The 24,828-nt window shown below is 73.1% G+C and carries 21 protein-coding genes and 1 pseudogene; 11 read left to right on the forward strand and 11 right to left on the reverse strand.

Going from position 1 to position 24,828, the window contains the following annotated elements:
• Window positions 1-55: 55 nt before the first annotated feature.
• The gene (locus BLT82_RS13650) at window positions 56-922 is read right to left on the reverse strand and encodes a DMT family transporter (protein WP_093654741.1); all 867 of its coding nucleotides are present in this window, start codon (window positions 920-922) and stop codon (window positions 56-58) included.
• A gap of 92 nt (window positions 923-1,014) precedes the next feature.
• Here BLT82_RS13650 and BLT82_RS13655 point away from each other — a divergent pair, with 92 nt between their 5' ends.
• A complete protein-coding gene (locus tag BLT82_RS13655; protein ID WP_093654404.1) occupies window positions 1,015-1,587 on the forward strand; it encodes a helix-turn-helix domain-containing protein in 573 nt (190 codons plus the stop codon).
• A gap of 43 nt (window positions 1,588-1,630) precedes the next feature.
• Window positions 1,631-2,188: a YbaK/EbsC family protein gene (locus BLT82_RS13660; RefSeq protein ID WP_093654406.1), complete on the forward strand. Its 558-nt coding sequence runs from the start codon at window positions 1,631-1,633 to the stop codon at window positions 2,186-2,188.
• 39 nt (window positions 2,189-2,227) lie between these two features.
• Here BLT82_RS13660 and BLT82_RS13665 read toward each other — a convergent pair whose 3' ends face one another.
• Entirely contained in the window at window positions 2,228-2,635 is a 408-nt protein-coding gene (locus BLT82_RS13665; protein ID WP_093654408.1) for a CoA-binding protein, read from the reverse strand.
• Between the two features lie 79 nt (window positions 2,636-2,714).
• Here BLT82_RS13665 and BLT82_RS13670 point away from each other — a divergent pair, with 79 nt between their 5' ends.
• From BLT82_RS13670 to BLT82_RS13680, 3 genes are all read left to right on the forward strand, one after another.
• The gene (locus tag BLT82_RS13670) at window positions 2,715-3,359 is read left to right on the forward strand and encodes a YigZ family protein (RefSeq protein WP_093654410.1); all 645 of its coding nucleotides are present in this window, start codon (window positions 2,715-2,717) and stop codon (window positions 3,357-3,359) included.
• Between the two features lie 179 nt (window positions 3,360-3,538).
• On the forward strand, window positions 3,539-4,705 hold the full coding sequence (locus BLT82_RS13675) for an exonuclease SbcCD subunit D (protein ID WP_093654413.1): 1,167 nt from the start codon (window positions 3,539-3,541) through the stop codon (window positions 4,703-4,705).
• Window positions 4,702-8,028, forward strand: a complete 3,327-nt coding sequence (locus BLT82_RS13680) for an AAA family ATPase (protein ID WP_093654415.1) — start codon at window positions 4,702-4,704, stop codon at window positions 8,026-8,028. Before BLT82_RS13675 ends, BLT82_RS13680 begins: the two co-directional genes overlap by 4 nt.
• Here the strand turns inward: BLT82_RS13680 and BLT82_RS13685 are convergent.
• Window positions 8,018-8,464 carry an Lrp/AsnC family transcriptional regulator gene (locus BLT82_RS13685; protein ID WP_093654743.1) on the reverse strand — a complete coding sequence of 149 codons (447 nt, stop codon included), beginning with the start codon at window positions 8,462-8,464 and terminating at the stop codon, window positions 8,018-8,020. The two genes, BLT82_RS13680 and BLT82_RS13685, sit on opposite strands and share 11 nt — an antisense overlap.
• 94 nt (window positions 8,465-8,558) lie before the next feature.
• Between BLT82_RS13685 and BLT82_RS13690 the strand changes: the two genes are divergently transcribed.
• Both BLT82_RS13690 and BLT82_RS13695 read left to right on the forward strand, forming a co-directional pair.
• Entirely contained in the window at window positions 8,559-9,041 is a 483-nt protein-coding gene (locus BLT82_RS13690; protein ID WP_208867888.1) for a rhodanese-like domain-containing protein, read from the forward strand.
• 124 nt (window positions 9,042-9,165) lie between these two features.
• Window positions 9,166-10,020: an SDR family oxidoreductase gene (locus tag BLT82_RS13695; protein ID WP_093654419.1), complete on the forward strand. Its 855-nt coding sequence runs from the start codon at window positions 9,166-9,168 to the stop codon at window positions 10,018-10,020.
• A 101-nt stretch (window positions 10,021-10,121) separates the two neighbouring features.
• Here the strand turns inward: BLT82_RS13695 and BLT82_RS13700 are convergent, their stop codons facing one another.
• Both BLT82_RS13700 and BLT82_RS13705 read right to left on the reverse strand, forming a co-directional pair.
• On the reverse strand, window positions 10,122-11,810 hold the full coding sequence (locus tag BLT82_RS13700) for a DUF885 domain-containing protein (RefSeq protein WP_093654421.1): 1,689 nt from the start codon (window positions 11,808-11,810) through the stop codon (window positions 10,122-10,124).
• A 4-nt stretch (window positions 11,811-11,814) separates the two neighbouring features.
• On the reverse strand, window positions 11,815-12,378 hold the full coding sequence (locus tag BLT82_RS13705; protein WP_093654423.1) for an Lrp/AsnC family transcriptional regulator: 564 nt from the start codon (window positions 12,376-12,378) through the stop codon (window positions 11,815-11,817).
• 60 nt (window positions 12,379-12,438) lie between these two features.
• Between BLT82_RS13705 and BLT82_RS13710 the strand changes: the two genes are divergently transcribed.
• Window positions 12,439-13,698 carry a trans-sulfuration enzyme family protein gene (locus tag BLT82_RS13710; RefSeq protein WP_093654745.1) on the forward strand — a complete coding sequence of 420 codons (1,260 nt, stop codon included), beginning with the start codon at window positions 12,439-12,441 and terminating at the stop codon, window positions 13,696-13,698.
• Here BLT82_RS13710 and BLT82_RS13715 read toward each other — a convergent pair.
• A pseudogene (locus BLT82_RS13715) lies at window positions 13,685-15,046 on the reverse strand (GNAT family N-acetyltransferase); the annotation flags it as partial. The gene BLT82_RS13710 and the pseudogene BLT82_RS13715 sit on opposite strands and share 14 nt — an antisense overlap.
• Window positions 15,047-16,375: 1,329 nt before the next feature.
• Complete coding sequence (locus BLT82_RS13725; RefSeq protein ID WP_093654427.1) at window positions 16,376-17,206, reverse strand: alpha/beta fold hydrolase; 831 nt, start codon at window positions 17,204-17,206, stop codon at window positions 16,376-16,378.
• Between the two features lie 256 nt (window positions 17,207-17,462).
• Between BLT82_RS13725 and BLT82_RS13730 the strand changes: the two genes are divergently transcribed.
• Together BLT82_RS13730 and BLT82_RS13735 are read left to right on the forward strand one after the other, a co-directional pair.
• The gene (locus BLT82_RS13730; protein WP_093654747.1) at window positions 17,463-18,344 is read left to right on the forward strand and encodes an RNA polymerase sigma-70 factor; all 882 of its coding nucleotides are present in this window, start codon (window positions 17,463-17,465) and stop codon (window positions 18,342-18,344) included.
• A 300-nt stretch (window positions 18,345-18,644) separates the two neighbouring features.
• A complete protein-coding gene (locus tag BLT82_RS13735; RefSeq protein ID WP_093654429.1) occupies window positions 18,645-19,406 on the forward strand; it encodes a GntR family transcriptional regulator in 762 nt (253 codons plus the stop codon).
• A 31-nt stretch (window positions 19,407-19,437) separates the two neighbouring features.
• On the opposite strand, the gene BLT82_RS13740 is transcribed toward BLT82_RS13735, so the two are convergent.
• On the reverse strand, window positions 19,438-20,595 hold the full coding sequence (locus BLT82_RS13740) for an ROK family transcriptional regulator (protein WP_093654431.1): 1,158 nt from the start codon (window positions 20,593-20,595) through the stop codon (window positions 19,438-19,440).
• Window positions 20,596-21,233: 638 nt separating this feature from the next.
• Between BLT82_RS13740 and BLT82_RS13745 the strand changes: the two genes are divergently transcribed.
• Window positions 21,234-21,665, forward strand: coding sequence for a hypothetical protein (locus tag BLT82_RS13745; RefSeq protein WP_093654433.1), 432 nt, complete (start codon window positions 21,234-21,236; stop codon window positions 21,663-21,665).
• Window positions 21,666-21,837: 172 nt separating this feature from the next.
• Here the strand turns inward: BLT82_RS13745 and mug are convergent, their stop codons facing one another.
• Genes mug through BLT82_RS13760 form a run of 3 tightly spaced genes read right to left on the reverse strand, consistent with a single transcriptional unit; the run spans window position 21,838 to window position 24,792 of the window.
• Entirely contained in the window at window positions 21,838-22,476 is a 639-nt protein-coding gene (gene mug, locus BLT82_RS13750; RefSeq protein ID WP_244291955.1) for a G/U mismatch-specific DNA glycosylase, read from the reverse strand.
• A 13-nt stretch (window positions 22,477-22,489) separates the two neighbouring features.
• Entirely contained in the window at window positions 22,490-23,923 is a 1,434-nt protein-coding gene (gene purB / locus BLT82_RS13755) for an adenylosuccinate lyase (protein ID WP_093654435.1), read from the reverse strand.
• A 59-nt stretch (window positions 23,924-23,982) separates the two neighbouring features.
• Window positions 23,983-24,792, reverse strand: coding sequence for an SGNH/GDSL hydrolase family protein (locus tag BLT82_RS13760; protein ID WP_093654437.1), 810 nt, complete (start codon window positions 24,790-24,792; stop codon window positions 23,983-23,985).
• Window positions 24,793-24,828 lie beyond the last annotated feature (36 nt).

Raw genomic sequence — 24,828 nt, forward strand, 5'->3', positions numbered from 1 at the left:
GGCGGGGCCCCGCCCGGCGGGACATTCCCCCGTGACCGTGCCGGAGGGCGCCGGATCAGCCGGTCGCCAGGAGGACGGTGCCGACGAGCGCCAGACCGGCGCCGGCGGCCTGCACCGCCCGCAGCCGCTCTTTGAGCACGCCGCGTGCCGCCAGGGCCGTGACCACGGGATACAGCGAGGCGAGCACCGCCGCGACCGCCACCGGCCCCTGCTGCGCGGCGATCGAGTACGTGCCGTTCGCGGCGACGTCCGCCAGGCCGACGAAGGCGAGGGCCGGCAGCGAGCGGACGATCAGGCCCGTCCCGCCGTCCTCCGGCAGCGCGCGGCCGCCCCGCCTCACCGACACGTACAGCGCCGCGCCGCCCACCAGTACGTTGGTGACGCGCTGGACGAACAGCGCCAGGAAGAGACCGGTGATCGTGGTCGACGCCTCCGCGATGAGTGCCATCACCGAGCCGAAGCCGAACGCGGCGAGCAGGGTCAGCAGGATCGCCTGGCGCTGAACGGGCGCGCCCCTCAGCTCCGGGCCGCCCGCGAGCAGCACGCCCACGACGGCCACGCCGATCCCGGCGAACTGCAGGAGCCCGGGCCGCTCGCCGAGGAGCAGGCCCACCGAGACGGGCACGACGACCCCGAGCGATCCCAGCGGGGAGACGACGCCCATGGGGCCGAGTGCCAGCGCCTTGTAGAAGCTCAGCATCGCCACCGGTCCGACCACGCCGGCCGCCACCGCGCACCAGAGCTGGGGGCCGGCCTCGGTCCAGGCGCCGGTCGCCACGACGATCGCGCCGAGAACGGCCACGGCGATCGTCTGCGAGACCACCACGACCGTCAGTGCGGGGACACGTCGCGTCAGCAGTCCGCCGCCGAAGTCGGCCAGCCCCCACAGGAGGCTGGTGGCCAGGGCGAACAGTGCTGTCATGGGTGCCTCGCAGTACAGTTCGGTGAACGATCGGGTGCACCACACCGTAGTGCAATGCATTGAACTAATCCATTTAATATATTGGACGGAACGTGTCGGACCTCGACCAGCTCACGCAGTCGCTCGCCCGCAACCTCAAGCGCTGGCGCGGCGAGCGGGGCTTCACGCTCGACGCTCTCGCCGCCCGCTCGGGGGTCAGCCGCGGCATGATCATCCAGATCGAGCAGGCGCGCACCAACCCGAGCGTGGGGACGACGGTCAAACTCGCCGACGCCCTCGGGGTCAGCATCACCACGCTCCTCGACTACGAGAAGGGCCCGCAGGTCCAGCTCGTACCGCGGGAGCAGGCCGTACGGATGTGGTCCACCCCCGGCGGCAGTTCGACCACGCTCCTCGTCGGCACCGAGGCCCGCGGACCACTGGAACTGTGGGCGTGGACGCTGATGCCGGGCGAGGAGAGCGCCTCGGATCCCCATCCGGACGGCACCGTCGAACTCCTGCACGTCACGTCCGGGGAGCTCACCCTCGTCGTCGACGGGCAGCCGTACTCCGTGCCCGCCGGAACCTCGGCCACCTACGAGGCGAACGTGCCGCACGTCTACCGCAACGCCGGCACCGGGACGGTCGAGATGACCATGGCCGTCTCCATCCCGCCCGTCCGCTGAGACGCCCGGCCGCGCGACCGCGGTCCGCTGTTAGCGTGCCGGTATGCGCGCACCCATCGGAGACTTCGACGACGCCAGGCCCGCCCCCGACTGCCTCGACCTGCTCGTCGCGCCGGTCGCCGACGCCGTGCGGGCCTGGGACGGCGACGTTCCGGCCGGTCGGCTGCTTTACGTCGACACCGACCCGGCCATCGCCGACACCGCGGTGTTCGTCGAGCACCACGGCGCCGACCTCCTCGACACCTCGGCCAACTGCGTGGTCGTGGCCGGCAAGCGCGGCGGCGACTCGACCCTCGCGGCGTGCCTGGTCCTGTCCCGCACCCGGGTCGACGTCAACGGAGTCGTGCGCAGGCAACTCGGCGCCCGCAAGGCGTCGTTCGCCTCCACCGAGACCGCGACGGGAGAGACGGGCATGGAGTACGGCGGGATCACCCCGATCGGCCTGCCCGCCGGCTGGCCGCTGCTCGTCGACTCCGCGGTCGTCGACACGGAGTGGGTGCTCATCGGCAGCGGCGGCCGCCGCGGCAAGCTGATCGTGCCCGGGAAGACCTTCGCCGGGCTCCCCGGCGCCGTGGTGCTGGACGGACTCGGCACCGCCTGACATCCCGGAGGGGCCCTCCCGGCTCCGGACCGGACGGCGTCAGCCGAGCAGCGGGATCTCGATCGCGGGGCAGCGGTCCATGACCATGTCGAGGCCGGCGGCGCGGGTCCGCCCGTACGCCTCCTCGTCGATGACGCCCAGCTGGAACCAGACGGCGCCGGCGCCCTTGGCGACGGCCTCGTCGGCGACCCCGCCCGCGAGATCGCTGTTCACGAAGACGTCCACGACATCGACGTCGAACGGAACGTCGGCCAGTGACGCGTACCCCCGCTCGCCGTGGACCGTCTCGGCCTTCGGGTGCACGGGCACGATGCGCTTGCCGTAGCGCTGGAGCACCGCGGCCACCCCGTAGGCGGCACGTGACGTGTTGTTCGACAGTCCCACCACGGCCCAGGTGTCGCCCGTCCGAGTGAGGATCTTCCGGATCGTCTCGTCGTCTGCGTACATGCCCGGGACAACCGGCCGCCCGCGCCCGCCATTCCCGGCCGCGGAGAGAGCGGGCGGGGGAGCGGCATAGGGTGGCGGGATGCAGGAGCAGTACCGGACGGTCGCCCGTGAGGGCGTGCACGAGACCGAGATCAACCGATCGCGCTTCATCTGCGCGCTCGCCCCGGCCGCGACCGAGCGGGAGGCGCAGGACTTCGTCGCACGCATCCGCAAGGAGCACCCGACCGCCACCCACAACTGCTTCGCCTACGTCATCGGCGCCGACGCGGCCGTCCAGAAGGCGAGCGACGACGGGGAGCCCGGCGGCACGGCAGGCGTGCCGATGCTGCAGATGCTGCTCCGTCGCGACATCCGCTACGCCGTGGCCGTGGTGACGCGCTACTACGGCGGAGTGAAGCTCGGCGCCGGCGGGCTCATCCGTGCCTACGGCGGAGCGGTCGGCGAGGCCCTGGACGCGCTCGGCACCGTGACCCGGCAGCGCTTCCGGCTCGCCACCGTCACCGTCGACCACCAGCGCGCGGGCAAGGTCGAGAACGATCTGCGCGCGACCGGCCGGGAGGTCCGGGACGTGCGGTACGGGGAGGCGGTCACGATCGAGATCGGCCTGCCGGACTCCGATGTGGACGCCTTCCGTGCCTGGCTCGCGGACGCGACCTCGGGGACGGCGGAACTGGAGCTCGGCGAAGAGGCGTACGGAGACGTCCGAACACAACGAGACGTCTGAAGCCGGGCAGCATAGCCCGGATCGAGGGGATCGCTCCCGGAAACGGGTGAAACCCGAGCCCAGCGGCGGAGCGGCCGACCACCGGCGCTAACGTGGTCGTTGCCGTCCGGCGGGCCTCGCCCCGCCGGGGGCCGGCTTCCGGGCCGGGGAGGGGACACGATCAGGTCGGAGCCGTTTTCTTGAGATTTCTGCACACGTCGGACTGGCATCTGGGGCGTTCGTTCCACCGGGTGAACCTGCTCGGCGCACAGGAGGCGTTCCTCGACCATCTGGTGACGACGGCGCGCGAACACGACGTGGACGCCGTGCTCGTGGCGGGGGACGTCTACGACAGGGCCGTACCGCCCCTGGCCGCCGTGCAGCTGTTCGACGACGTGCTGCACCGGCTCGCCGACGCGGGCGTACCCACCGTGATGATCTCCGGCAACCACGACTCGGCCCGCCGGCTCGGAGTCGCCTCCGGACTGATCGCGCGGGCCGGGATCCATCTGCGCACCGACCCGGCGGGCTGCGCCACCCCGGTGGTGCTGCGCGACCGGCACGGCGACGTCGCGTTCTACGGGCTGCCGTACCTTGAACCGGCCCTCGTGCGCGACGAGTTCCGCACGGCGACCGCAGGCCACGAAGCCGTCCTGGGCGCGGCCATGGAGCGGGTGCGGGCCGATCTCGCGGAACGGGCGCCGGGCACCCGCTCCGTCGTCCTCGCGCACGCCTTCGTCGCGGGTGGCGAACCGAGCGACAGCGAGCGCGACATCACCGTCGGAGGCGTCGCGGCCGTCCCCTCCGGACTCTTCGAGGGCGTCGACTACACGGCCCTCGGCCACCTGCACGGCTGCCAGACCGTCAACGAGCGGGTGCGGTACTCCGGTTCCCCGCTCGCCTACTCCTTCTCCGAGACCGACCACCGCAAGACCATGTGGCTCGTCGAACTCGGCCCGGCCGGGGAGATCGCCGCGGAGCGCCTGGACTGCCCGGTGCCGCGCCCCCTCGCACGCATCGAGGGCAGGCTCGAGCACCTGCTGGAGGATCCGGCGCTGGCACGCCACGAGGGGGCCTGGGTCGAAGCAACCCTCACGGACCCGGTGCGGCCCGCCGAACCCATGGCGCGGCTCGCCGAACGCTTCCCGCACACCCTGAGCCTCGTCTTCGCTCCCGAGCGCGGCGACGAGGACGAGGCCGCCTCCTACGCGGAGCGGCTGCGCGACCGTGACGACCACCAGATCGCGGAGGACTTCGTGACCCATGTCCGCGGGGGCAGCGGCCCCGACGACCGCGAACGGGCCGTGCTCCGCGGCGCCTTCGACGACGTACGGGTGGACTCGGCCGTCCGCGAGGTGGCCGGGTGAGACTGCACCGGCTGGAGATCACCGCCTTCGGGCCCTTCGGCGCACGGCAGCAGGTCGACTTCGACACGCTGTCCGCCGCCGGCCTCTTCCTGCTGCACGGACCGACCGGGGCGGGAAAGACGTCCGTCCTGGACGCCGTCTGCTACGCCCTGTACGGCGCGGCGCCCGGCGCCCGGCAGAACCCCCGTACCTCGCTGCGCAGCGACCACGCTCCCGTCGGCACCTACACCGAGGTGTGCCTGGACCTGACCGTCGGAGGCCGCCGGCTGGAGATCACCCGGCGGCCCGCGCAGCCCCGCCCCAAGAAGAAGGGCGCCGGCGTCACCACCGAGAAGGCCCAGAGCCGGCTGCGCGAGTACGACGCGGAGCGCGGCGAATGGAAGGCGCTCAGCCGCTCCCACCAGGAGATCGGCGAGGAGATCACCCAGCTCGTCGGCATGAGCCGCGACCAGTTCTGCCAGGTCGTCCTGCTGCCGCAGGGCGATTTCGCGCGTTTCCTGAGGTCGGACGCCGAAGCGCGCGGAAAGCTGCTCGGCAGGCTGTTCGACACCCGCCGCTTCGCTCTCGTCGAGGAGCGCCTCAGCGAACTAAGACGTGCCGCCGAGCAGCAGGTGAGGGACGGCGACGAACGGCTGCTGGCCCTCGTCCACCGGATGGGCCAGGCGGCCGGGAACACGGCCGGCGACTGGCCCGCCCCCGCGCACCGGCCGGGGGAGCCCGGTCTGGCCGACGCGGTGCTGCAGTGGGCGGCCGTGGCCCGGGCGGGCGCCCGGGAGTCCCTCGCGATCGCCGCTTCGTCCCGGTCCGCGGCCGAGGCCCGCCAGTCCGCCGCCCGGCGCTCCCTGGACGCCGAACGGGAGCTGGCCGCGCTTCAGCGGCGCCACGCCGACGCCGTGCGCCGGGCCGGGGAACTGGAGCTCCGGCGGCCCGGGCTGGACGGCGTGCGGGCGCGTCTCGAAAAGGCCCGCAGGGCCGAACTGGTCGCCCCCGCACTCCGGTTGCGCGAGGACGCCGAAAGGGAGCAGCGGACCGCGGACGCCGCCTGGCAAGGTGCCCGGACCGCCCTGCCCGCGTCCCTCGCGGACGCGGGCGCGGAACGGCTCTCCGAGCTGGAGCACGAACTCCGCCAGGAACTCGGCGGCCTGGACGCCGCGCGGCGCGCGGAACGGCGCAGCGCCGACATCGTCCGGGAACGCGAGGAACTCGACCGCCAGGCCCGGCACGACGACGGACTCCTCCAGGACGCCGAGGGATGGCTCGCCGACTGGGACACGGTGCGCCGCGCGCTCCAGGACCGGATCGAGGCCGCGCAGGAGGCCGCCACCCGCGCGGAGCACCTCGCGGGACGGCTGGAGCCGGCCCGCCGCCGGGTGACCGCCGCCCGCGACCGCGACCGGCTCGCCGCCCGGACCGAGGCCGTCGAGGACGACCTCCGCGGCGCGCGGGAGCGGGCCAACTCCGCCCACGAGACCTGGCTCGACCTCAAGGAGCGCCGGCTGCGCGGCATCGCCGCCGAACTCGCCGCCGGGCTCACCGCCGGCGAACCCTGCGCCGTCTGCGGCTCCGCCGAGCACCCGGAGCCGGCGGAGGCCGGGGAGGCCCATGTCGACCGCGCGGGCGAGGACGCGGCGTACGAGGCGTACGCCGCCGCCGACCGGGACCGTGCCGAGGCCGAGCGGCAACTGGCCGTGCTGCGGGGGGCGTTCACGGCCGCGAGGGACGCGGCGCGTGAGGCGGACCCCGGGGACGCGCGTGACGGCCAAGGTCTGCGCACGGCGCCGTCCTCCTCGGAGCCGGGGATTCCGTCACCGTCCGCGGCGCCCGACGATCTGGGCGACGGAGCCGCGCCGCACGGCTCCGGTGAGCGGCCCGGGTCCGGGGCGGCCGCGCAGGCGCCGGCCGGCCGCGCCGCGGAGGCCCGACGGGTCACCGCGGCCGCCCCGGACCGGGCCGCGGTGGACGGGCCCCTCCACGCCGTGGCCGTCGCCGAACACGAGAGCGGGGTCCGCGCGGACCCCGCTCGGGCCGCGGACGGCGCCGCGCCCGCCGACCCCGCCGTCGCGGACCTGGAGGCCGTCGTCGCCCGGCTGGAGCGCGAGCACCGGGACGCCCACGCGCTGGCGGCCGGTTTGCACGGCGCCCGAGAGGAACTGGACCGGGCCGGGCGGGAGTACGAGGAACGGCTCGCGGCGCGGCAGGAGGCCGAGCGGCGCGCGGTCGCGCGGACGTCGCGGCGCGAGGTGCTGGAGAGCGAACGGAGCGCGCTGGACGCGGAGGTGGCGCGTGCCGTCGGCGGCTCCGGGACCGTCGCCGACCGGACCGCGCTGCTGGAGCGCCGCATCGCCCTGCTCTCCGGGGCCGCCGAGGCCGTCCGCGCGGCGGACACGGCGGCCCGCCGCATGAAGGAGGCCGACGACCGGCTCTCCGACGCGGCGTTCCGGGCCGGCTACGACACCCCTGCCGACGCGGCCGCCGCGCTCCTGGACGAAGGGGAACGTCGCGATCTCCAGGAGCGGCTCGACGCCTGGCAGGCCGAGGAGGCCGCGGTGGCCGACCGCCTCGCAGAACCGGAGACCCGCTCCGCGGCAGCGCGGCCGCCGGCCGAACCGGAGGCCGCGCTGCGCGCGTCCGACGCCGCCGAGAGAGCACTGCGCGACGCCGTCTCGGCCCTCGACTCCGCCCGGGAACGCTGCACGGAACTCGACCGGCTCTCCCGCCTGGCCGCGGCGGAGGCGCGCAGGCTCGGCCCGCTGCGCGACGAGTACGAGCGCGTCGCCCGGCTCGCCGGCCTCGCCGCGGGCACGTCCGCCGACAACGAACGCAAGATGCGTTTGGAGTCCTACGTGCTGGCGGCCAGGCTGGAGCAGGTCGCGGCGGCGGCCACCGTACGGCTGCGGCGCATGTCCGCGGGCCGCTACACGCTGGTGCACTCGGACGCCAGGGCCGGCGGCAGGCGCTCCGGACTCGGCCTGCACGTCGTCGACGCGTGGACCGGCAGGGAGCGGGACACGGCGACGCTCTCCGGCGGCGAGACGTTCTTCGCCTCACTGGCCCTCGCCCTCGGCCTCGCCGACGTCGTCACGGAGGAGGCCGGAGGCGTGCGCCTGGACACGCTGTTCATCGACGAGGGCTTCGGCAGCCTCGACGACCAGACCCTCGACGAGGTCCTCGACGTCCTCGACTCGCTGCGCGAACGCGACCGCAGCGTGGGCATCGTCAGCCACGTCGGCGATCTGCGCCGCAGGATCCCCGCCCGGCTGGAGGTCGTCAAGGAGCGCGACGGGTCGGCGGTGCGGCTGCACTCGGCCCCGGTCAGCGGCTGAGCGGCCGCCGGGGGAGGGGCGAGGAGTAGACGACGCTCGTCGTCACCGAGCCGAGCGCGCCGATCCGGCCCGAGACCTCCTCGAGATGGGTCATGGAACGGGCGGCGACCTTCAGGACGAAACAGTCGTCCCCCGTGACATGGTGCGCCTCGACGATCTCGGGAGTGGTGCCGAGCAGATCGTGGAACGGCTTGTAGTTGCCGTTCGGGTAGCGGAGCCGGACGAAGGCGAGGATCGGCAGTCCGAGGCGCTCCTGGTCCACGACGGCCGTGTAGCCGGAGATCACCCCCGCCTCCTCGAGCCTGCGCACGCGCTCCGTCACCGCGCTCGGCGACATGGACACCGTCCTGGCGAGCTCCGCGAAACTGGCGCGTCCGTCGGTCTGCAGGGCGTCGAGGATGCGCCAGTCGGTGGCGTCCGGTGAATATCCCGTCATGCTCGACAGGTAGCAGGGCGATCCCCGGCCGATCAAGGGATCCGCCGGGGAATCCTCCTTCAGGCGCGGAGCCGATGACCATAGATTCGTGGCCATGACAACGACACGGTCCGTCTCGAACCCCGTCCTCCGTGTGCCGCCGGCCTCTCCGGCCGCGGCCGTCGCCCACTTCTCGGCGAGCCTCGCCTTCCACGCCGACGTCTCCGACGTGGCCGCCGCGCTGGCCGCGGACGGCGACCCCGGATTCGTCGTGCTCGACTCCCGCTCCACACAGGCCTGGGACCAGGGCCGAGTCCCGGGCGCCGTGCATCTGCCCACCGCCCTCGTGCACGACGGGGCCGAACGGCTCCTGGACAGATCGGTGCCCGTGGTCACCTACTGCTGGGGCCCGGGCTGCAACGGGGCCACGCGCGCCGCGCTGGCGCTCGCCGAACTCGGCTTCCGGGTCAAGGAGATGCTGGGCGGCTTCGAGTACTGGGTGCGCGAGGGCTTTCCGTACGAGACGCGGCAGGGTGCGGGGCGCCGCGACCCGGACCCGCTCACGGCACCCGTCGGTGCGGAGGACTGCGGCTGCTGAAACGGACGGACGGCACGGCAGCGGGGGACGGAGCCCCTCGACGGCCCACGGCACTGTCGCTGCGGCGGCATCCCGCCGGAAACACGGATGACAGCCCGGGCGGCCCCCTCCATGATGGGCTGCCATGCCCCGGTTTCCTCATCCCACCGCGGCGGCACTCCGCCGTGACCCCGTCCCGCTGCGCGGCCGAACGGTGCTGGTCACGGGTGCCAGCCGACGCGGCGGCATCGGATTCGCCGTCGCCCGCAGGCTCGCCGCACTCGGTGCGAGCGTCTATCTGCACCACCACGTCCCGCACGACGACACCCAGCCCTGGGGCGCCGAACCGGGCGGTCCGGAGGCGGTCGCCGACGCCGTGCGCGAGGCGCTCGCCGACCCCGCGGCACGGGTGTTCCACGGGCCCGGCGATCTCTCGGACCCGGCCGCACCCGCGCGACTGCTCGCGCGCGCGGCCGACGCGATGGGTGGCCGGGTCGACATCCTCGTCGCCAACCACGCGCTCAGCGGCCGTGACGGCACCCTCGACACCGTCGACGCGGCGATGCTCGACGCCCACTGGGCCGTCGACACCCGGTCGGTGGTCCTGCTGGTCCAGGCGTACGCCCGGCTGCGCGCGGCCCTTCCGTCCCGCACACCCGGTGGCCGCGTCGTGATGATGACCTCGGGCCAGGACATCGCCGACGGAATGCCGCACGAGGTGGCGTACGCCCTCGCCAAGGGAGCCCTCGCCTCCGTGACCAGGACCCTCGCAACGGCACTCGCGGAGCACTCCGTGACCGTGAACACCGTCAATCCCGGGCCCGTCGACACGGACTACCTCACCGGCGAGGCGTACGAGGCGGTCGCCGCGTGCTTCCCGGCCGGCCGCTGGGGCATGCCGGACGACCCCGCACGGCTCATCGCCTGGCTGGCGACGGACGAGGCCGAGTGGATCACGGGGCAGGTCATCGACTCGGAAGGCGGTTTCCGCCGCTCATGAGCGATGCGGCGGCGCCCGTCGGCCGCCGCCGCACCACGGAGTCCCGCTCGGTCCTGCCGTACGGGCGGACCGCCCGGCGGCCCGTACGGCAGGACCCGCCGTCAGAGCTTCGACAGCTCGTCCACCAGGTCGTCCAGCCCCAGCGGGCCCTGCGACAGCGCCGCCATGTGCCATGCCTTCGCGTCGAAGGCGTCCCCGTGCGCCGCCCGGGCGCGCTCCCTCCCGAGCAGCCAGGCCCGCTCTCCCAACTTGTAGCCGATGGCCTGCGCGGGCATCGAGAGATAGCGCGTCAGCTCGCTGGCGACGAAGTCGGCGGGCCGTCCGCTGTGACGGCCGAAGAACTCCTCGGCCAGCTCCGGCGTCCAGCGCTCACCGGGGTGGAACGGCGAATCCCCGGGGATCTCCAGCTCCAGGTGCATGCCGATGTCGACGATGACCCGGCAGGCCCGCATCATCTGGGCGTCCAGGTAGCCCAGTCTGCGTTCGGCGTCCGGCAGGAAGCCCAGTTCGTCCATGAGGCGCTCGGCGTACAGCGCCCAGCCCTCCGCGTTCGCGCTCACCCCGCCGATGGTCGCCTGGTAGCGGGACAGCCGGTCCGCGACGTGGACCCACTGCGCGATCTGCAGGTGATGACCCGGCACGCCCTCGTGGTACCAGGTGGAGACGAGGTCGTAGACGGGGAAGCGGGTTTCGCCCATGGTCGGCAGCCAGGTCCGGCCGGGGCGCGAGAAGTCCTCCGACGGTCCCGTGTAGTAGGGAGCGGCCGCGCTGCCCGGAGGCGCGATCCGGGACTCCACGACCCGTACCCGCTCGGCGAGTTCGAAGTGCGTGCCGTCCAGGGCCTCGATGGCCTCGTCCATGAGCTTCTGCAGCCACTCGCGGACTTCCTCGACACCCTCGATGTGGGTGCCGTGCACGTCGAGGTGGGCCAGCGCCTCCCAGGGGCCCGCGCCCGGGAGGATCTTGTCCGCCTCGGTCTTCATCTCGGCGAGCAGCCGGTGGTACTCGGACCAGCCGTACGCGTACGCCTCGTCGAGATCGAGTTCCGTGCCGTTGAAGAAGCGGACCCAGCGGGCGTAGCGCTCGCGGCCCACCGTGTCGGGTGCCCCCTCGATCCCGGGGGCGTACACGTCGCGCATCCAGTCGCGCAGCGACCGGAAGGCCGAGGTCGCGAGGGCCGCGGCGGCGTCGAGCTCGGCGCGCAGCTCGTCCGGACCGGCCGTGACGAAGTCCTCGAACCAGCCGCGCCCGTCCGATCCGCCCGTCCACTCGTCGAGCTGTGTCACGAAGGCGGCCGTGGGGCGCGGCCCGGCGGGGAGCTTGCGCTCCAGCCCGAGGGCCAGCGAGGCACGGTAGCCCTCGAGGGCGTCCGGGACGGCCCGCAGTCGCTCGGCGACCGCCGTCCAGTCCTCCTTCGACGCCGTCGGCATCACGGTGAACACATTGCGCACCCCGTGCGCGGGGGAGCGCAGATTGCTGACGGTGCGCAGGCCCTCCTCCGCATCGTGCACGGCGAGTTCGGCGGTCAGCCGTTCACGCAGCAGACGGCCGCAGCGCCGCTCCGCGTCCGAGTCGGCACCGGGAAGCTTCTCCGCCTCGTCGAGCCGGACGAGCGTCGCGCGGGCGAGTTCGGCCACGGCCTCCTGGCCGGCCGGCGAGAAGTCGGGGAGGCGGCCCGCGCTCTCCGGGACTCCCAGGTAGGTACCGGTGATCGGGTCGAGGGCGATGAGTGCGTCGACGTAGGCGTCGGCGACCTGGCGGGGCAGCGCGCTGCTCGGAGTCTCTGGCATGCGCTCATCCTGGTACGAGCGAGGGCCCGTCGTCATCACCGATTGATCTCGCGTGACCTCGGTCGGCTGACAAATGAGCATGCCTGGCGGGCTCTTGAGCGGGCGGGAGGAGTGGGCCGCAATCCCATTGCTGGAAGATCAGTCGGGTCTCCACACGGGCGACTTCACGCCGCGACGTGAACTCGTCGAGCACCAGCCGCTGCAGGTCCGCAGTGTCGGTCACGGCGACATGCACCAGATAGTCGTCGGGCCCGGTCAGATGGAAGAGCGCACGTGACTCCGGCAGGGCACGGATCCGTTCGACGAACGGACCGATCAGTTCCCTTCGGTGCGGGCGGACCTGGACCATCAGGAGCGCCTCGAGACCCCTTCCGAGTTTGGCTGGATCGAGTCGTAGCTGGTGCCCGAGGATGATCCCGCTGCGGCGCAGCCGGCTCACCCGGTCCAGGCATGTCGAGGGCGCGACGCCCACCTCCGCGGCCACCTCCCGGTAGGTGGTCCGGGCGTCGTTCTGCAGAATGCGAAGTATGTGCAGATCGACCGGGTCGAGAGCGACGGAATCGGCCATGGCCCGAACGTAACACGGAGCTATCGCCCTACTGCCCGGTAATTGTTCAGAGTGCGCGCCATGGAATTCGCCGCCTCGAACGCCCCCGCACCCACCCGGGCGCTCGCCACCGAAGCCGTGCACGCCGGCCGCGAGGATCTCGTGGAGCTCGGCCTGCACGCCGCACCGATCGATCTGTCCACCACCTACCCCTCCCACGACGTCGCGGCGGAGGCGGCACGCATCGACGCCTTCGCCTCCACCGGCGGGCGGCTGGACGGCCCGCCCGTCTACGCCCGGCTCGACAACCCGACGACGGCCCGTTTCGAGACGGCGCTCGCCCGGCTCGAGGGCACGGAGAGCGCGGTGGCCTTCGCCAGCGGCATGGCCGCCCTGACCGCGGTGCTGCTGGTCAGGGCCTCGATGGGGCTGCGCCATGTGGTGGCCGTCCGGCCGCTGTACGGCTGTAGCGACCATCTGCTGGAGGGCGGACTGCTCGGCACCGAGGTGACCTGGACCGACCCGGCGGGCGTCGCCGCCGCGATCCGGCCCGACACCGGGCTCGTCATGGTCGAGACCCCGGCCAACCCGACGCTGGCCGAGGCCGACATCGCCGCGCTCGCCCACTCCTGCGGCTCGGTTCCGCTGCTCGTCGACAACACCTTCGCCACGCCGGTGCTCCAGCGACCCGTGGAGCACGGCGCCAGGATCGTGCTCCACAGCGCGACCAAGTACCTCGGCGGCCACGGCGATGTGATGGGCGGCGTCGTCGCCTGCGACGAGGAGTTCGCCGCCGCGCTGCGGCAGGTGCGTTTCGCGACCGGCGGTGTGCTGCACCCGATGGCCGGCTATCTCCTGCTCCGGGGCCTGTCCACGCTGCCGGTGCGGGTCCGGGCCGCGTCGACGACCGCCGCCGACCTCGCGCGCCGGCTCGCGGCGGACCCGCGCGTCTCCCGTGTCCACTACCCCTCGGTCGGCGGCGCGATGGTCTCGTTCGAGGTGTACGGGGACCCGCGCGACGTGATCGCCGGCGTCCGGCTCATCACGCCCGCGGTCAGCCTCGGCAGCGTCGACTCGCTGATCCAGCACCCGGCCTCCATCAGCCACCGGATCGTGGCCGAGGGAGACCGGCGTGCGGCGGGAGTCAGCGACCGGCTGCTGCGCATGTCGGTCGGACTGGAGGACGTCGAGGACCTCTGGGCCGATCTGTGCGAGGCGCTCAGCGCTCGGCGCGACCCCGCTCGGACCGCTCCGGCGCGAACTCCCGCTCCTGAGGCAGTGCACGCGGCACCTCGTACGGAAGCGGCTGGCGCACCGGAGCCGCGTCCATCCGTGCGGTGATCACGAGAGTGCCCTCCTCTATCTGGTAGTCGAGCGGGAGGCCCAGCCCGCGCATGGCCGCGACCATGCCGGTGTTGGACGACTGCGTCACGGCGTACACGCTCTCGCAGCGTGCCTCGACGGCCATGGCCACCAGCCGGCCGAGCAGCTCGGTGCCGATGCCGCGGCGCTGCCACTCGTCCTCGACCAGGAGCGCGACCTCGGTCTCGTCGCCGTCCCAGAGCAGATGGCCGAGAGCGACGATGCGGCCCGACGCGGTCTCCACGGCGAGTGTCCGGCCGAACCGGGGGCTGAGGAGATGGTTCAGATAGCGGTCCGCGTCGCCGACCGGCCCGTGGTAGCGCAGCCCCAGGGTCCGGGCGGAGCAGCGGTCGTGCATCGCGCGGGCGGCGGCGACGTCCCCCTGGTCGGCGCGGCGGACGGTGATCTCGTTGCCCTCCGGGAGCGTCAGCACGTCCTGGCTGCGCGGGATGCGGGGGCCGAGCCGGGCGTCGAGCTCGACGAGGGCGCGGGCCCGCGCGAACTCGGTCGGGGTGAACGGCAGATAGGCGCGCTCGACGGTGATCGTGCCGCCGTTCGGGTCGCGCAGCCGGATCACCGTCTCGTCCAGGACGCCCTCCTCGGGGACCGGTTCGCCGTTCGGCCGGCCCCCGAGGGACTCGGCGGGCAGCGAGTGGATCGTGCAACGCCCGAGCAACTGCCTCAGTGCGAGGGGCAGTTCGGCGGCGTCGAGGGCGGTACGGGTGGCGAGTCCCAGGAGCCGGGTCGGGGTGTCGACCAGGTCGTGGGCGTCCGCGCGCTCGATCCAGGTGTGGCTGCCGCCCGCGGCCGCGACGGCCCGGGTGACCTCCTGGGCCTGGAGTGCGACGGGTGCCCGCAGGAGGAACTCGTCCACCGTGCCGTCCGCCAGGGGATGCGTCTGCAGTGTCAGGATGTCCACCCGGTGGCGCGCCAGTGCGGTGCACAGGGCGGCGAGGCTGCCCGGCTCGTCCCGGACGGTCGTCCGCATCCGCCACAGCGCGGTCTCCCGGGGAGCCGTTCCCCGCGCCGCGTCCGGTCCGGCGGCGCCGAACGTGCCGGCGGTCCCGGAGCCGTCCGCTCCGGGACCGCCGGTATCGGCGGTCGGAGGCGCATGGCTGTGGCGGTGTGCCCACCAGGTGTGGAACGCGGCCGTGGCGATGAGCGCGACGGCCGAGGCGACGAGCAGATACGGGCCGTCGGGGCCGTGAGCGATCATGTTCGCCACCGCGTCGGCCACGGCGACGGCGGTGAACAGTGCGGCCAGTTCGACGAGATCCCGCCGCCAGTGGTGGCGGCGGGGGCTCTTCGCGGAATTCACGTCAGTCATGCCATCACTGTGACCGAGTGGTGTTGCCTGATCACGAACGCTTTGTGACTGATGGGTTAAGGCCGGTTCTTGCATGTTATGGCCTGCTTTCTCCCGAATCTGTCGTTGAGGGATCACGGCGATGACGCAAGGCGGTCAGTGGCCGGCCCGCCTGGGCGACCAGCCGGGAGGAGCCGCCCCGCGCGGCCGGCTCGTGGAGGCCGGCGGGCGCCCCGGAGCGGGCCTGCCCCACGGCGGCCCCGCACCGCTCCAGGCAGTCGGCGCCCACGGAAGGAACCTCCCCCGCGCCCCGCGGTGGATCACCGCCGCCCAGCAGGCCGGGCAGTGCCGCCCAGCACCGACCACGTCGTCGCGTACGCCCCGGTCGCGGAGGCCGATCGGGCCGAGTCCGCCAGCCGGTTCGGCTTGACCGTACCAAGGCCGACGAGCTCCGCAACGTCGTGTCCCAGCCGACCTGCGTCGAGCCGGCCACGTGCCGCGAGCACGAGGAGCGCGTCGGCCGCCGCCGGCCGGTCCTCCGTGTGACGGGCCCCGAGGCCGCGGGCGAGCCATCAGGTCCGGGCCCCGGAGCCGGCCGGCCGGGACGGGGTCCCCCAGCCACCACCGGCCGGCGAGCGCCGGCCGCAGTGCCTCGACCAGTGCCGCGCGGTCCCGGTACGCCAGCCGGACGAGGCCGTCGAGAGCCCGCTCGAAGTCCGCCGAAGGCGCGGAGTGGGAGTTGACCAGCGCCGCGACGAGCTCCACCGTCCCCGCCACGGAGTCCGGCGCGGGCTCCGGAGCGCGGGCGGCCGGCACCGGGGCAGGACCTCTTCGCAGGGCGCGTTCACCGGTGTGGCCGGATCCAGGTGCTCGCCGAACGCCTCGGCCGCGTATGCCCGGTGCATGGGACTCGACAGGTCCGCGAAACCCGCCAGTTCCCTCCTCGGATCCTCGGCCCGGCCGTCACCGCCCGACCCGCCCGGACCGGTATGAGGGGCCACCAGCTTCAGCGCCCGCTCCTGAATCGCGGTGTCCTCGTGACCGAACGCCTCCGCCGCCACCGGAAGCAGTTCGCCCGCCCGTTCCGGATCACGTCGCACAGCCTTGCCGAGCAGCACCGGTTGGGCCCGGACCAGCTTCCTCTCGGCACGGAAGAGCACCGCTGCGGACTCCGTGGCGAGTTGAGCGGACGTCAGGCCGCCGGAGGAGGCGAGCCGGGCCAGGACCTTCTGTGCATGGCCCGCCAGGGACGACGGACCGTCGGCCGCCGTGGGACGGCCCCCCGCCGGTGGTGGAGCGGTGGTCGGTACGGGCGTGCCCGCACGGTGGGCGGCCGCCGATCCACGCCTGTCAGCGGCTGCCGTCGAGGATGACGCGTGCGACGAGGGCGGGATCGTCGTTCATCGGCACATGACCGCAGCCGGGCAGACGGACGAGCCGCGCACCGGGGATGGCCCTCTTGGCCCGGATGCCCTGCCGGCGCAGCAGCAGCCGGTCGCGGGTGCCCCACGCGACCGTGACGGGCACACCGGGCACGTCGGAGGTGAACTGCACCCCGCGGCCGGCGTCGAGGGTCTTCCGGAAGCCGGCGGCGTCCCGCAGGGCCAGGGTCTCGGCCACGACCGCCTGCGGTGAACGGCGTCCAGGGCGGGCGTAGATCGTGCTGGTCAGCGCCGCCCGTCCGGCGGCGGTCCGGGACAGGCGGCCGAGCACGGGCTCGGGCACCAAGCGGGCTCCGCGGCGCATGGCGAGCAAGGTCCCGAAGGCGTACCGGCGCTCTCCCTCGGTCCAGAACCCGGCGGGGGAGAGAGCGGTGACGGACCGGACGAGGTTCTCCCGGCCGAGCTCCAGCGCGAGCAGCCCGCCGAGCGAGTTGCCGGCGACATGGGGTCGGTCGACGCCGAGCGCCCCGCAGAGCGCACCCAGGGCGGGGACGACGGTGGACAGGTCGTACGACATGCCGTGCGGCAGGGCGGGGGACGTGCCGAAGCCGGGGAGGTCCACCGCGATCACGTCGCGTTCCGCTGCGAGCACCGGCAGGACCGGCTCCCACGCCTGCCAGTGGTGACCGATGCCGTGCAGCAGCAGGAGCGGTTCACCCGCGCCGAGGCGCTCGTACGACACCGACAGCTTGTGGGGCCCGCCGGGGGCGTCGATCGTGAAAGAGACCTTCGAGACCATGCTGCCGCTCCTGACAGAGACTCCATATACGCCTTGTCAGCAACAATTACCGTCCAGTAGCACCCGCGGACAAGAGGGGCGGGGGCCGGGATACGTCTCAACGTGACCGCCGGGCACCGATGTTGGACCCCGTGCGGCGCCTCCCCGCAGGCAGGCGGCAGGTGGCCGCCCCGATCGCCGTGCGGCGGTCGGGATGTGGTCGGCGACGCACCGGAATCGCCTGGACATCGCCGGCGCCGTGGGCTGGGATGAACATGTGGCAGGTGAAACCGCGACCGACGTCTTCGAGGCCCACCGCTCCGTGCTGACGGGGGTGGCCTACCGCATGCTCGGCCGCTTCACCGATGCCGAGGACGTGGTGCAGGAAGCCTGGCTGCGGTGGACGGCGGAGGACCGCGCCGACGTCCGCGAGCCCCGCGGTTACCTCGTGCGCGTCACCACCCGGCTCGCCATCGACCGGCTGCGGCAGGCGCAGTCGCGCCGCGAGTCCTATGTGGGGCCCTGGCTCCCCGAGCCCATCGCCACCGGTTCCGGACACACCGTCCCCGACTCCGCCGAGCGCGCCGAGCTGACGGAATCCGTGTCGTTCGCCGTGCTCGTGGTGCTGGAATCGCTGTCGCCCCTGGAGCGCGCGGTCTTCGTACTGCGGGAGGCCTTCGGCTTCCCCTACGGCGAGATCGCCACCACCCTCGACCGCAGCGAGGCGGCCGTACGGCAACTCGCCGGACGCGCCCGGCGCCATGTCGACGAGCGCAGACCGCGGTACGACGTCGACCCGGCCGAACGCCGCGACCTGACGGAACGGTTCCTCGCGGCCGCGTCCGGCGGCGACTTCGACGCGCTGATCGACATGCTCGCCCCCGACGTCCGGCTCGTCGGCGACAGCGGCGGGAAGGCGAAGGCACCGCTGCGCGTCATGGAATCCGCCGACAAGGTGGGCCGCTTCCTCTTCGCCGTGGCCCAGCAGCCCGTCCCGGGGGCCGAGTTCCGCATCCTCGAACTCAACGGTGCGCCCGGCCTGCTGGTGCTGGCCGACGGGAAGCCGGACACCGTCGTCCAGATCGAGGTCAGGGACGGACGCATTCAGTGCGTCTACATCGTCCGCAACCCCGACAAACTCGCCGCGTTCAAGGCGTAGTGCCACTGGTGCCGGCGGCGCACGGCGTGGCGGGTCCCGGACTCCTTCACGTGCGGCCCTTCGCGCCCTCGCTCCGTGCCCCGCACCGAACCGGCCGACGCCGTCTGCCGCGTGCGTGCCACCGCGGCAGGAACGTCGTGTGAACGCTCTGTGGCAACGGGCGATTCCCCTCCGTAGCGGGCGCAGGATTGGTCTTGACCAAGGGGGTGGGCCGCCCTATGGTCGCAGAGTTAGTGCAGGAACCTTTAATAAACAAGGGCGCGGAAAGCCGCCGGGGACACGGCGATTGCGGAGGACAGGGTGGGGACCACGCAGCTGGAATCGGTGCCGGAGCCGAAGTACTGGCACCTGAAGACCGTGATCGGCGAGGCGCTCGACTCCGACTTCGCGGTCGGGGAGATCCTGCCCAACGAACGTGAACTGGCCGCCCGTTTCGGCGTCGCACGGGCCACCCTCCGCCAGGCGCTCGAACAGCTGGAGCTGGAGGGCAGGCTGCAGCGCCGCCGCGGTGTCGGCACCACCGTCGCACCGCCCCGCATGGGTGTGGACGTCTCCACCTCCCCGAACGACTGGCCCGGTGCCGCCGGCGACGCCTGGCAGACCGTCGACTGCACCCTCGCGGCGCCGCCCGCGGCCCTCGCGCGGGTACTCGACACGGAGAGCGACGAGGCCGTGCACATCGTGCGCAGGCTCCTCGTCACGCACGGCCAGCCCGTGGCCGCCGAACTGCTCTACGTCCCGAGCGCCTCGGTGCCGGACCTCTCCGGGATCGACACCCCTTCCGCAGCGACCCGCGCCCGCGGGGTGTTGCGCGAGCTGCAGCGGCTGACCCTCGAGGGCCAGGACCGCGCCGTCGAGCTCGGATCTGCCCGCGCCGACGACGCCAAGGAGCTGGAACGCCTCCCCGGCGCGCCCGTTCTCGTCGTCACCACCCGGTACTTCTCGCAGGGCCGCACCGCCATCGCGTCGGTCGCGACCTACCGGGCCGACACCTGCCGGCTGACCTTCGGCGACTCGGGCGACCTGGAGATCCGGCACGACAGCCGGCGCCGCGCTTCCTGAGCGCTCCGAACGGGACCACGGCCCGACGCGCTCAGCGCCGGGCCGTCACCGTACCCTCGACGGCGAACAGCTGCTCCTCCACGTGGTCGAGCGCCAACCGCAACGCGCCCGTCGCCACCGCCGCTTCGCCGAGGAGTGAGAGCGCCACCCGGGGCGGACGCAGGCAGTAGCGGGAGAGTTCGTCCCGCAGGGGAGCGAGCACGCCGTCGAGCCCCGCGGCCCAGCCCCCGACCACCACCAGCTCGGGATCGAGCGCGAGCACCAGCGCCGCGACGTCGTGCACCAGCCGCTGGATGAACCGGTCGACCGCCGCCAGCGCCCGCTCGTCACCCTCGCGGGCCTCGGCGAACACCTTGGCCACCGCCGGCTCGTCCAGCGGAGGCAGTGGCTCCCCCGTCGTCGACAGCAGTGTCTCCGGCGTGGCCTCCCGGCCCAGCAGATGCAGCGCGCCGATCTCACCGGCCGCGCCGCCGTATCCCCGGTGCAGCCGCCCACCGATCAGCGACCCCGCCCCGGGGCTGAGCCCCGCGAGGACGAAGACGATGTCGTCGGAGTCCGTCCCGGCACCCTTCCAGTGCTCGGCCACAGCTGCCGCGTTGGCGTCGTTCTCCACGAGCACCGGACACCGGAACGAACGCCTCAGCCGCTCGCCCAGGGCCAGCCCCGTCCAGCCGGGCAGCGCCGTGCCGAGCCGAACCGTGCCGTCGGCCTCGACGATGCCCGGCGTGCCGACCCCGACCGCGCGCAGGGAACTCCTGGCCACCCCGGTCCGGCGCAGTACATCGGCGACGAGGGTGCGGGCCCGCTCCAGACGGTCGTCCGCGCAGGCCGTCTCGGACACCTCCCGGGAGCCGGCCCCGATGATCCGGCCGTCGAGACCCGACAGCAGCGCTGCGATCCGGTGCGGACCGATCTCCACACCCAGCAGATGTCCGGCCTCGGCGCGGAACCGGAACCGGCGCGCCGGCCGCCCTTGCCTGCGTGCCTCGCCCTCATCGGGTCCGGTCTCCATGACCAGCCCGGATGTGACGAGCCCTTCGAGGACACCCTCGACCGTCGGCCGGGACAGTCCCGTGATCCGGGTCAGATCGGTGAGCGTGGGGGAGTCGGATCCCCGCAGCGCATGGAGAACCACCGCGGAATTGATCCGCCGCAGCAGCGACGGGTCGCCGCCGGTCAGCCGCCCCACCGTGTCCTCCCAGCTCGTACGCGTGTCTGGCGGATCGTACTCAATGGCGGCGGGGCGCGGCGAGCACTCGGGGCCATGGACTTCCGCCCCGCAACGACGGCCCCCGGGACAGGTCGCTGCGACGAAGCCGGACCCGTGGCGGCGATCGCCGTCCGGGTGCGGCCCCGGGCGCGGGCTCTCGCCCGCGAAGGCCGCGGCGCCGAGCGGACCGCAGGGCGGAGACCCGCCGGGAAGCACCGCCGGACGACAGTGCCGCTTCGAGCAGAGGCGCCGCGGCGTGGGCCGGGGCACCGATACGGGCGACGTACCGGACGGCCGCGCGACAGGGCCCGTCGGCGTCGACCGGCCTCAGGGGTGCCGGCGCCTGCAGCAGTACCGGGACAGCCGCGTCCGTGTCGCCGGTGGTCGCCCACCGGACATGGGCGGCCCGGACAGGGGTCCAGGGGCCGGGGGACTCCGGCAACGGCCGGACCGCGGCGGCGTATCGCGTCGCCTGCGGCCCCGACTCCGCCAAGCGGCCGAGGTCGGCAGAGCCCGGGCCCCGGGACGCCGCGTTCTCCGGGAAGGCCAGGAACGCCCCTCCCGCAGGGACGCCTGACAGCCCGCCAAATGTCAGTGGGGAAAGGTTTACTGAAGCCATGACCATCGCAGGGCATCTGGCGACCATCGACCTGCTGCGCTCCCGGCCCTTTCCCGCGCAGTCGGTCCGGTCGGAGGTGGGCACCAGCGCCCCGGGCTACCACTCGGCCGAGCTGAGCACGAGCGAGGAGTTCTGGGACGAACGATCGCACATGGAGGTCGTGGGGGAGCAGTACGAAGCGGAGCGAGAGGCTCTCGCCACCGTGCTCAGCGCACGATGGGGCCCGCCTCAGGTCTTCAGCCTGAGCTCTGTGCTCATCAGATCCGAGGAGGAGCACATACCGGAGCCCTGGGGCCTGCTGAGTGCATCGGTGCCCGACGTACACCTGTGGCACGTCGACGGGCAGTGGGTCGTGCTGGGAGTCTCGAAGTGGGACACCGAGTTGCCCTACCAACTGCTCGCCGTCGTCACGGAGGTCGATCCGCCCTAAGGGCTGGCCCCGCAATCCCCAGCGGGCGCGCGACGTCAGCCACGGCACCTCGCTGCGTTGTCGGATGGCCCGAAACGCCCGGTATGAGGGCGACCCTCCGCCTTGCGATGCACCGCATCTGACGCCGTGAGCTGATCCACCGGTGATTACGGCCAGCCCTCAGGCGTTTGGATCACCCGCGTGGACAGCGCTCACTGCACCGGACCGTGCCGTCGGTACGCACCCCGGCCGGAAGCGCGGCACCCGGATCGCGGCCCGGCGGCCGCGGCGACATCGCGGCCGCTCGCAGGCGGCCGTACTCCTCCGCCATGGTCCGAAGTGTCCAGTGGGCATTGAGTCCACTGGGGTTGGGCAGGGCCCAGATCCGGGTCTCGCCGATCATCCGGTCCTGCGGTCCGATGCGCGCTCCGCGCTCACCGAAGGCGGTGCGGTAGGCCGTGACTCCCGCGACGGCCAGCCAGCGGGGCCGATGGCGCTCCACCTTCTCCCGCAGTATCCGGCCGCCCTCGCGGAACTCCTCCGCGGTGAGTTCGTCCGCCCGCGCGGTGGCCCGGGCCGCGACATTGGTGATGCCCAGGCCGTAGGACAGAAGTTCGTCCTGTTCGGACGGCTTCAGCTGCCGCGCGGTGAAGCCCGACGCATGGAGCACGGGCCAGAAGCGATTCCCGGGCCGGGCGAAGTGATGCCCGGTCGCGGCAGTCATGAGTCCGGGATTGATGCCGCAGAACAGGACGGACAGACCGTCCGCGATCACATCGGGGACGAGGCGATCGCGGGCGGCCTCCAGCTCGGCGGCGGTGATCCGGGGCATGACGGGAACCGGGTCAGAGGATGGAACCCGGCGTGTACCCGGCGGCCTCCGGGTGCTGCTTGGCGATCTCCTCGATACGGGAGACCACCGAGGCGACCTGGTCGCCCGCCGCACCGGTGAAGGACAGCTTGTCCGCCATCAGCGCGTCCAGCTGGGCACGGTCCAGCGGAATGCGGTCGTCGGCGGCGAGCTTGTCGAGCAGCTCGTTGCGCTCGGCGCCCTGCTCGCGCATGGCCAGGGCGGAGGCGACCGCGTTCTCCTTGATGGCCTCGTGCGCGACCTCGCGGCCGACGCCCGCCCGCACGGAGCCCATCAGCACCTTGGTGGTCGCGAGGAACGGCAGGTACCGATCGAGCTCGCGGGCCACGACCGCGGGGAAGGCGCCGAACTCGTCGAGCACGGTGAGGAAGGTCTCCAGCAGACCGTCGAACGCGAAGAACGCGTCGGGGAGGGCGACCCGGCGCACGACCGAGCAGGAGACGTCGCCCTCGTTCCACTGGTCGCCCGCCAGCTCGCCGGTCATCGAGGCGTAACCGCGCAGGATGACCATGAGGCCGTTGACGCGCTCGCAGGAGCGGGTGTTCATCTTGTGCGGCATCGCGGAGGAGCCGACCTGGCCCGGCTTGAAGCCCTCGGTGACGAGCTCGTGCCCGGCCATCAGCCGGATCGTCTTCGCCAGCGACGAGGGAGCGGCGGCGAGTTGCACCAGCGTGGTGACCACGTCGTAGTCCAGCGACCGCGGATAGACCTGACCCACGGAGGTGAATGCGTGAGCGAAGCCGAGGTGGCCCGCGATGCGCTGCTCCAGCTCCTCGAGCTTCGCGGCGTCACCGCCGAGGAGGTCCAGCATGTCCTGGGCGGTGCCGACCGGGCCCTTGATGCCACGCAGCGGGTAGCGGGCGAGGAGCTCCTCGACCCTGGCGTAGGCGACGAGCAGTTCGTCCGCCGCCGTCGCGAACCGCTTGCCCAGGGTCGTGGCCTGCGCCGCGACATTGTGGGAGCGGCCGGCCATCACGAGCTCGGCGTACTCGGCGGACAGCCTGCCGAGGCGTGCCAGAACGGCGACCGTACGGTCCCGCATCAGCTCGAGCGAGAGCCGGACCTGCAGCTGCTCGACGTTCTCGGTGAGGTCGCGGGAGGTCATGCCCTTGTGCACGTGCTCATGGCCGGCGAGGGCGTTGAACTCCTCGATCCGTGCCTTCACGTCGTGGCGGGTGACCTTCTCCCGCTCGGCGATCGAAGCCAGGTCGACCTCGTCGAGGACCCGCTCGTAGTCGGCGAGGGCGGTCTCCGGCACCTCGATCCCGAGGTCCTTCTGTGCACGCAGCACAGCCAGCCAGAGCTGACGCTCCAGCTTCACCTTGTGCTCGGGGGACCACAGCTCGGCGAGCTCCGCCGAGGCGTAGCGGCCGGCCAGGACGTTGGGGATGCGAGGCTTTGCAGTCACGTGTACGGATTCTACTGGCGGTTCACGCAGGCCAGCGCCCCGCCCCGATTTGTGGCTTGCTACGAGAGGTCCATGTGACTCCGGGGCCGGGGGCTGCCGTCCGCGTCCCACGCAAGCAGCTCCGGCCGCTTCGGGGGCAGGCCGTCGCCCGACGAGCGCCCGGTGAGGCGCCTGCCGATCCACGGAATCAGATGCTCCCGGGCGAACCGGAGATCGGCGTGCCGACGGGCCGCCCAGCCGAGGGGCGCATGCGGGGGCAGCGGGGACCGCCAGTCGTCCTCGGCGGCCAGACCGAGCGTCTGCCAGACGGCTTCGGTGACCCTGCGGTGTCCGTCGGCCGTGAGATGCAGCCGGTCCACGTCCCACAGGCGCTGGTCGCCGAGGACCTCGGCCCCGTACAGGTCGACCACCAGGGCTCCGTGCCTGGCCGCCAGGCCGTCTATGTGCTCGAAGAGTTCCTCCATGCGCGGGCGGAAGCGTTCCATGACCGGACCTTGCCGCCCCGGGCTGCGCATCAGCACGAGTCTGCGGCAGCTCGGAGCCAGGCGTTCCACCGCCTCTTCCAGCAGGGCGCGTACCCGCCCCATGTCGCACTTGGGGCGCAGCGTGTCGTTGAGGCCGCCGACCAGCGTCACCACGTCCGCCTGCATGGCGGCGGCGAGGCCCACCTGCTCCTCCACGATCTGGCCGATGAGCTTGCCCCGGACGGCCAGGTTCGCGTAACGGAAGCCGGGGGTGTGGGCGGCCAGCCGGGCGGCGAGGAGATCTGCCCAGCCCCGGTACGTGCCGTCGGGGAGCAGATCCGACATGCCCTCGGTGAACGAGTCACCGACCGCGACAAAACTGGTGTATGAGGCATTCATCTCCATGGCTGAGCGATCCTACCGCTCGGTATGTCGCGTCCT

Source organism: Streptomyces wuyuanensis, from assembly GCF_900103455.1.
Classification (GTDB): Bacteria; Actinomycetota; Actinomycetes; order Streptomycetales; family Streptomycetaceae; genus Streptomyces; species Streptomyces wuyuanensis.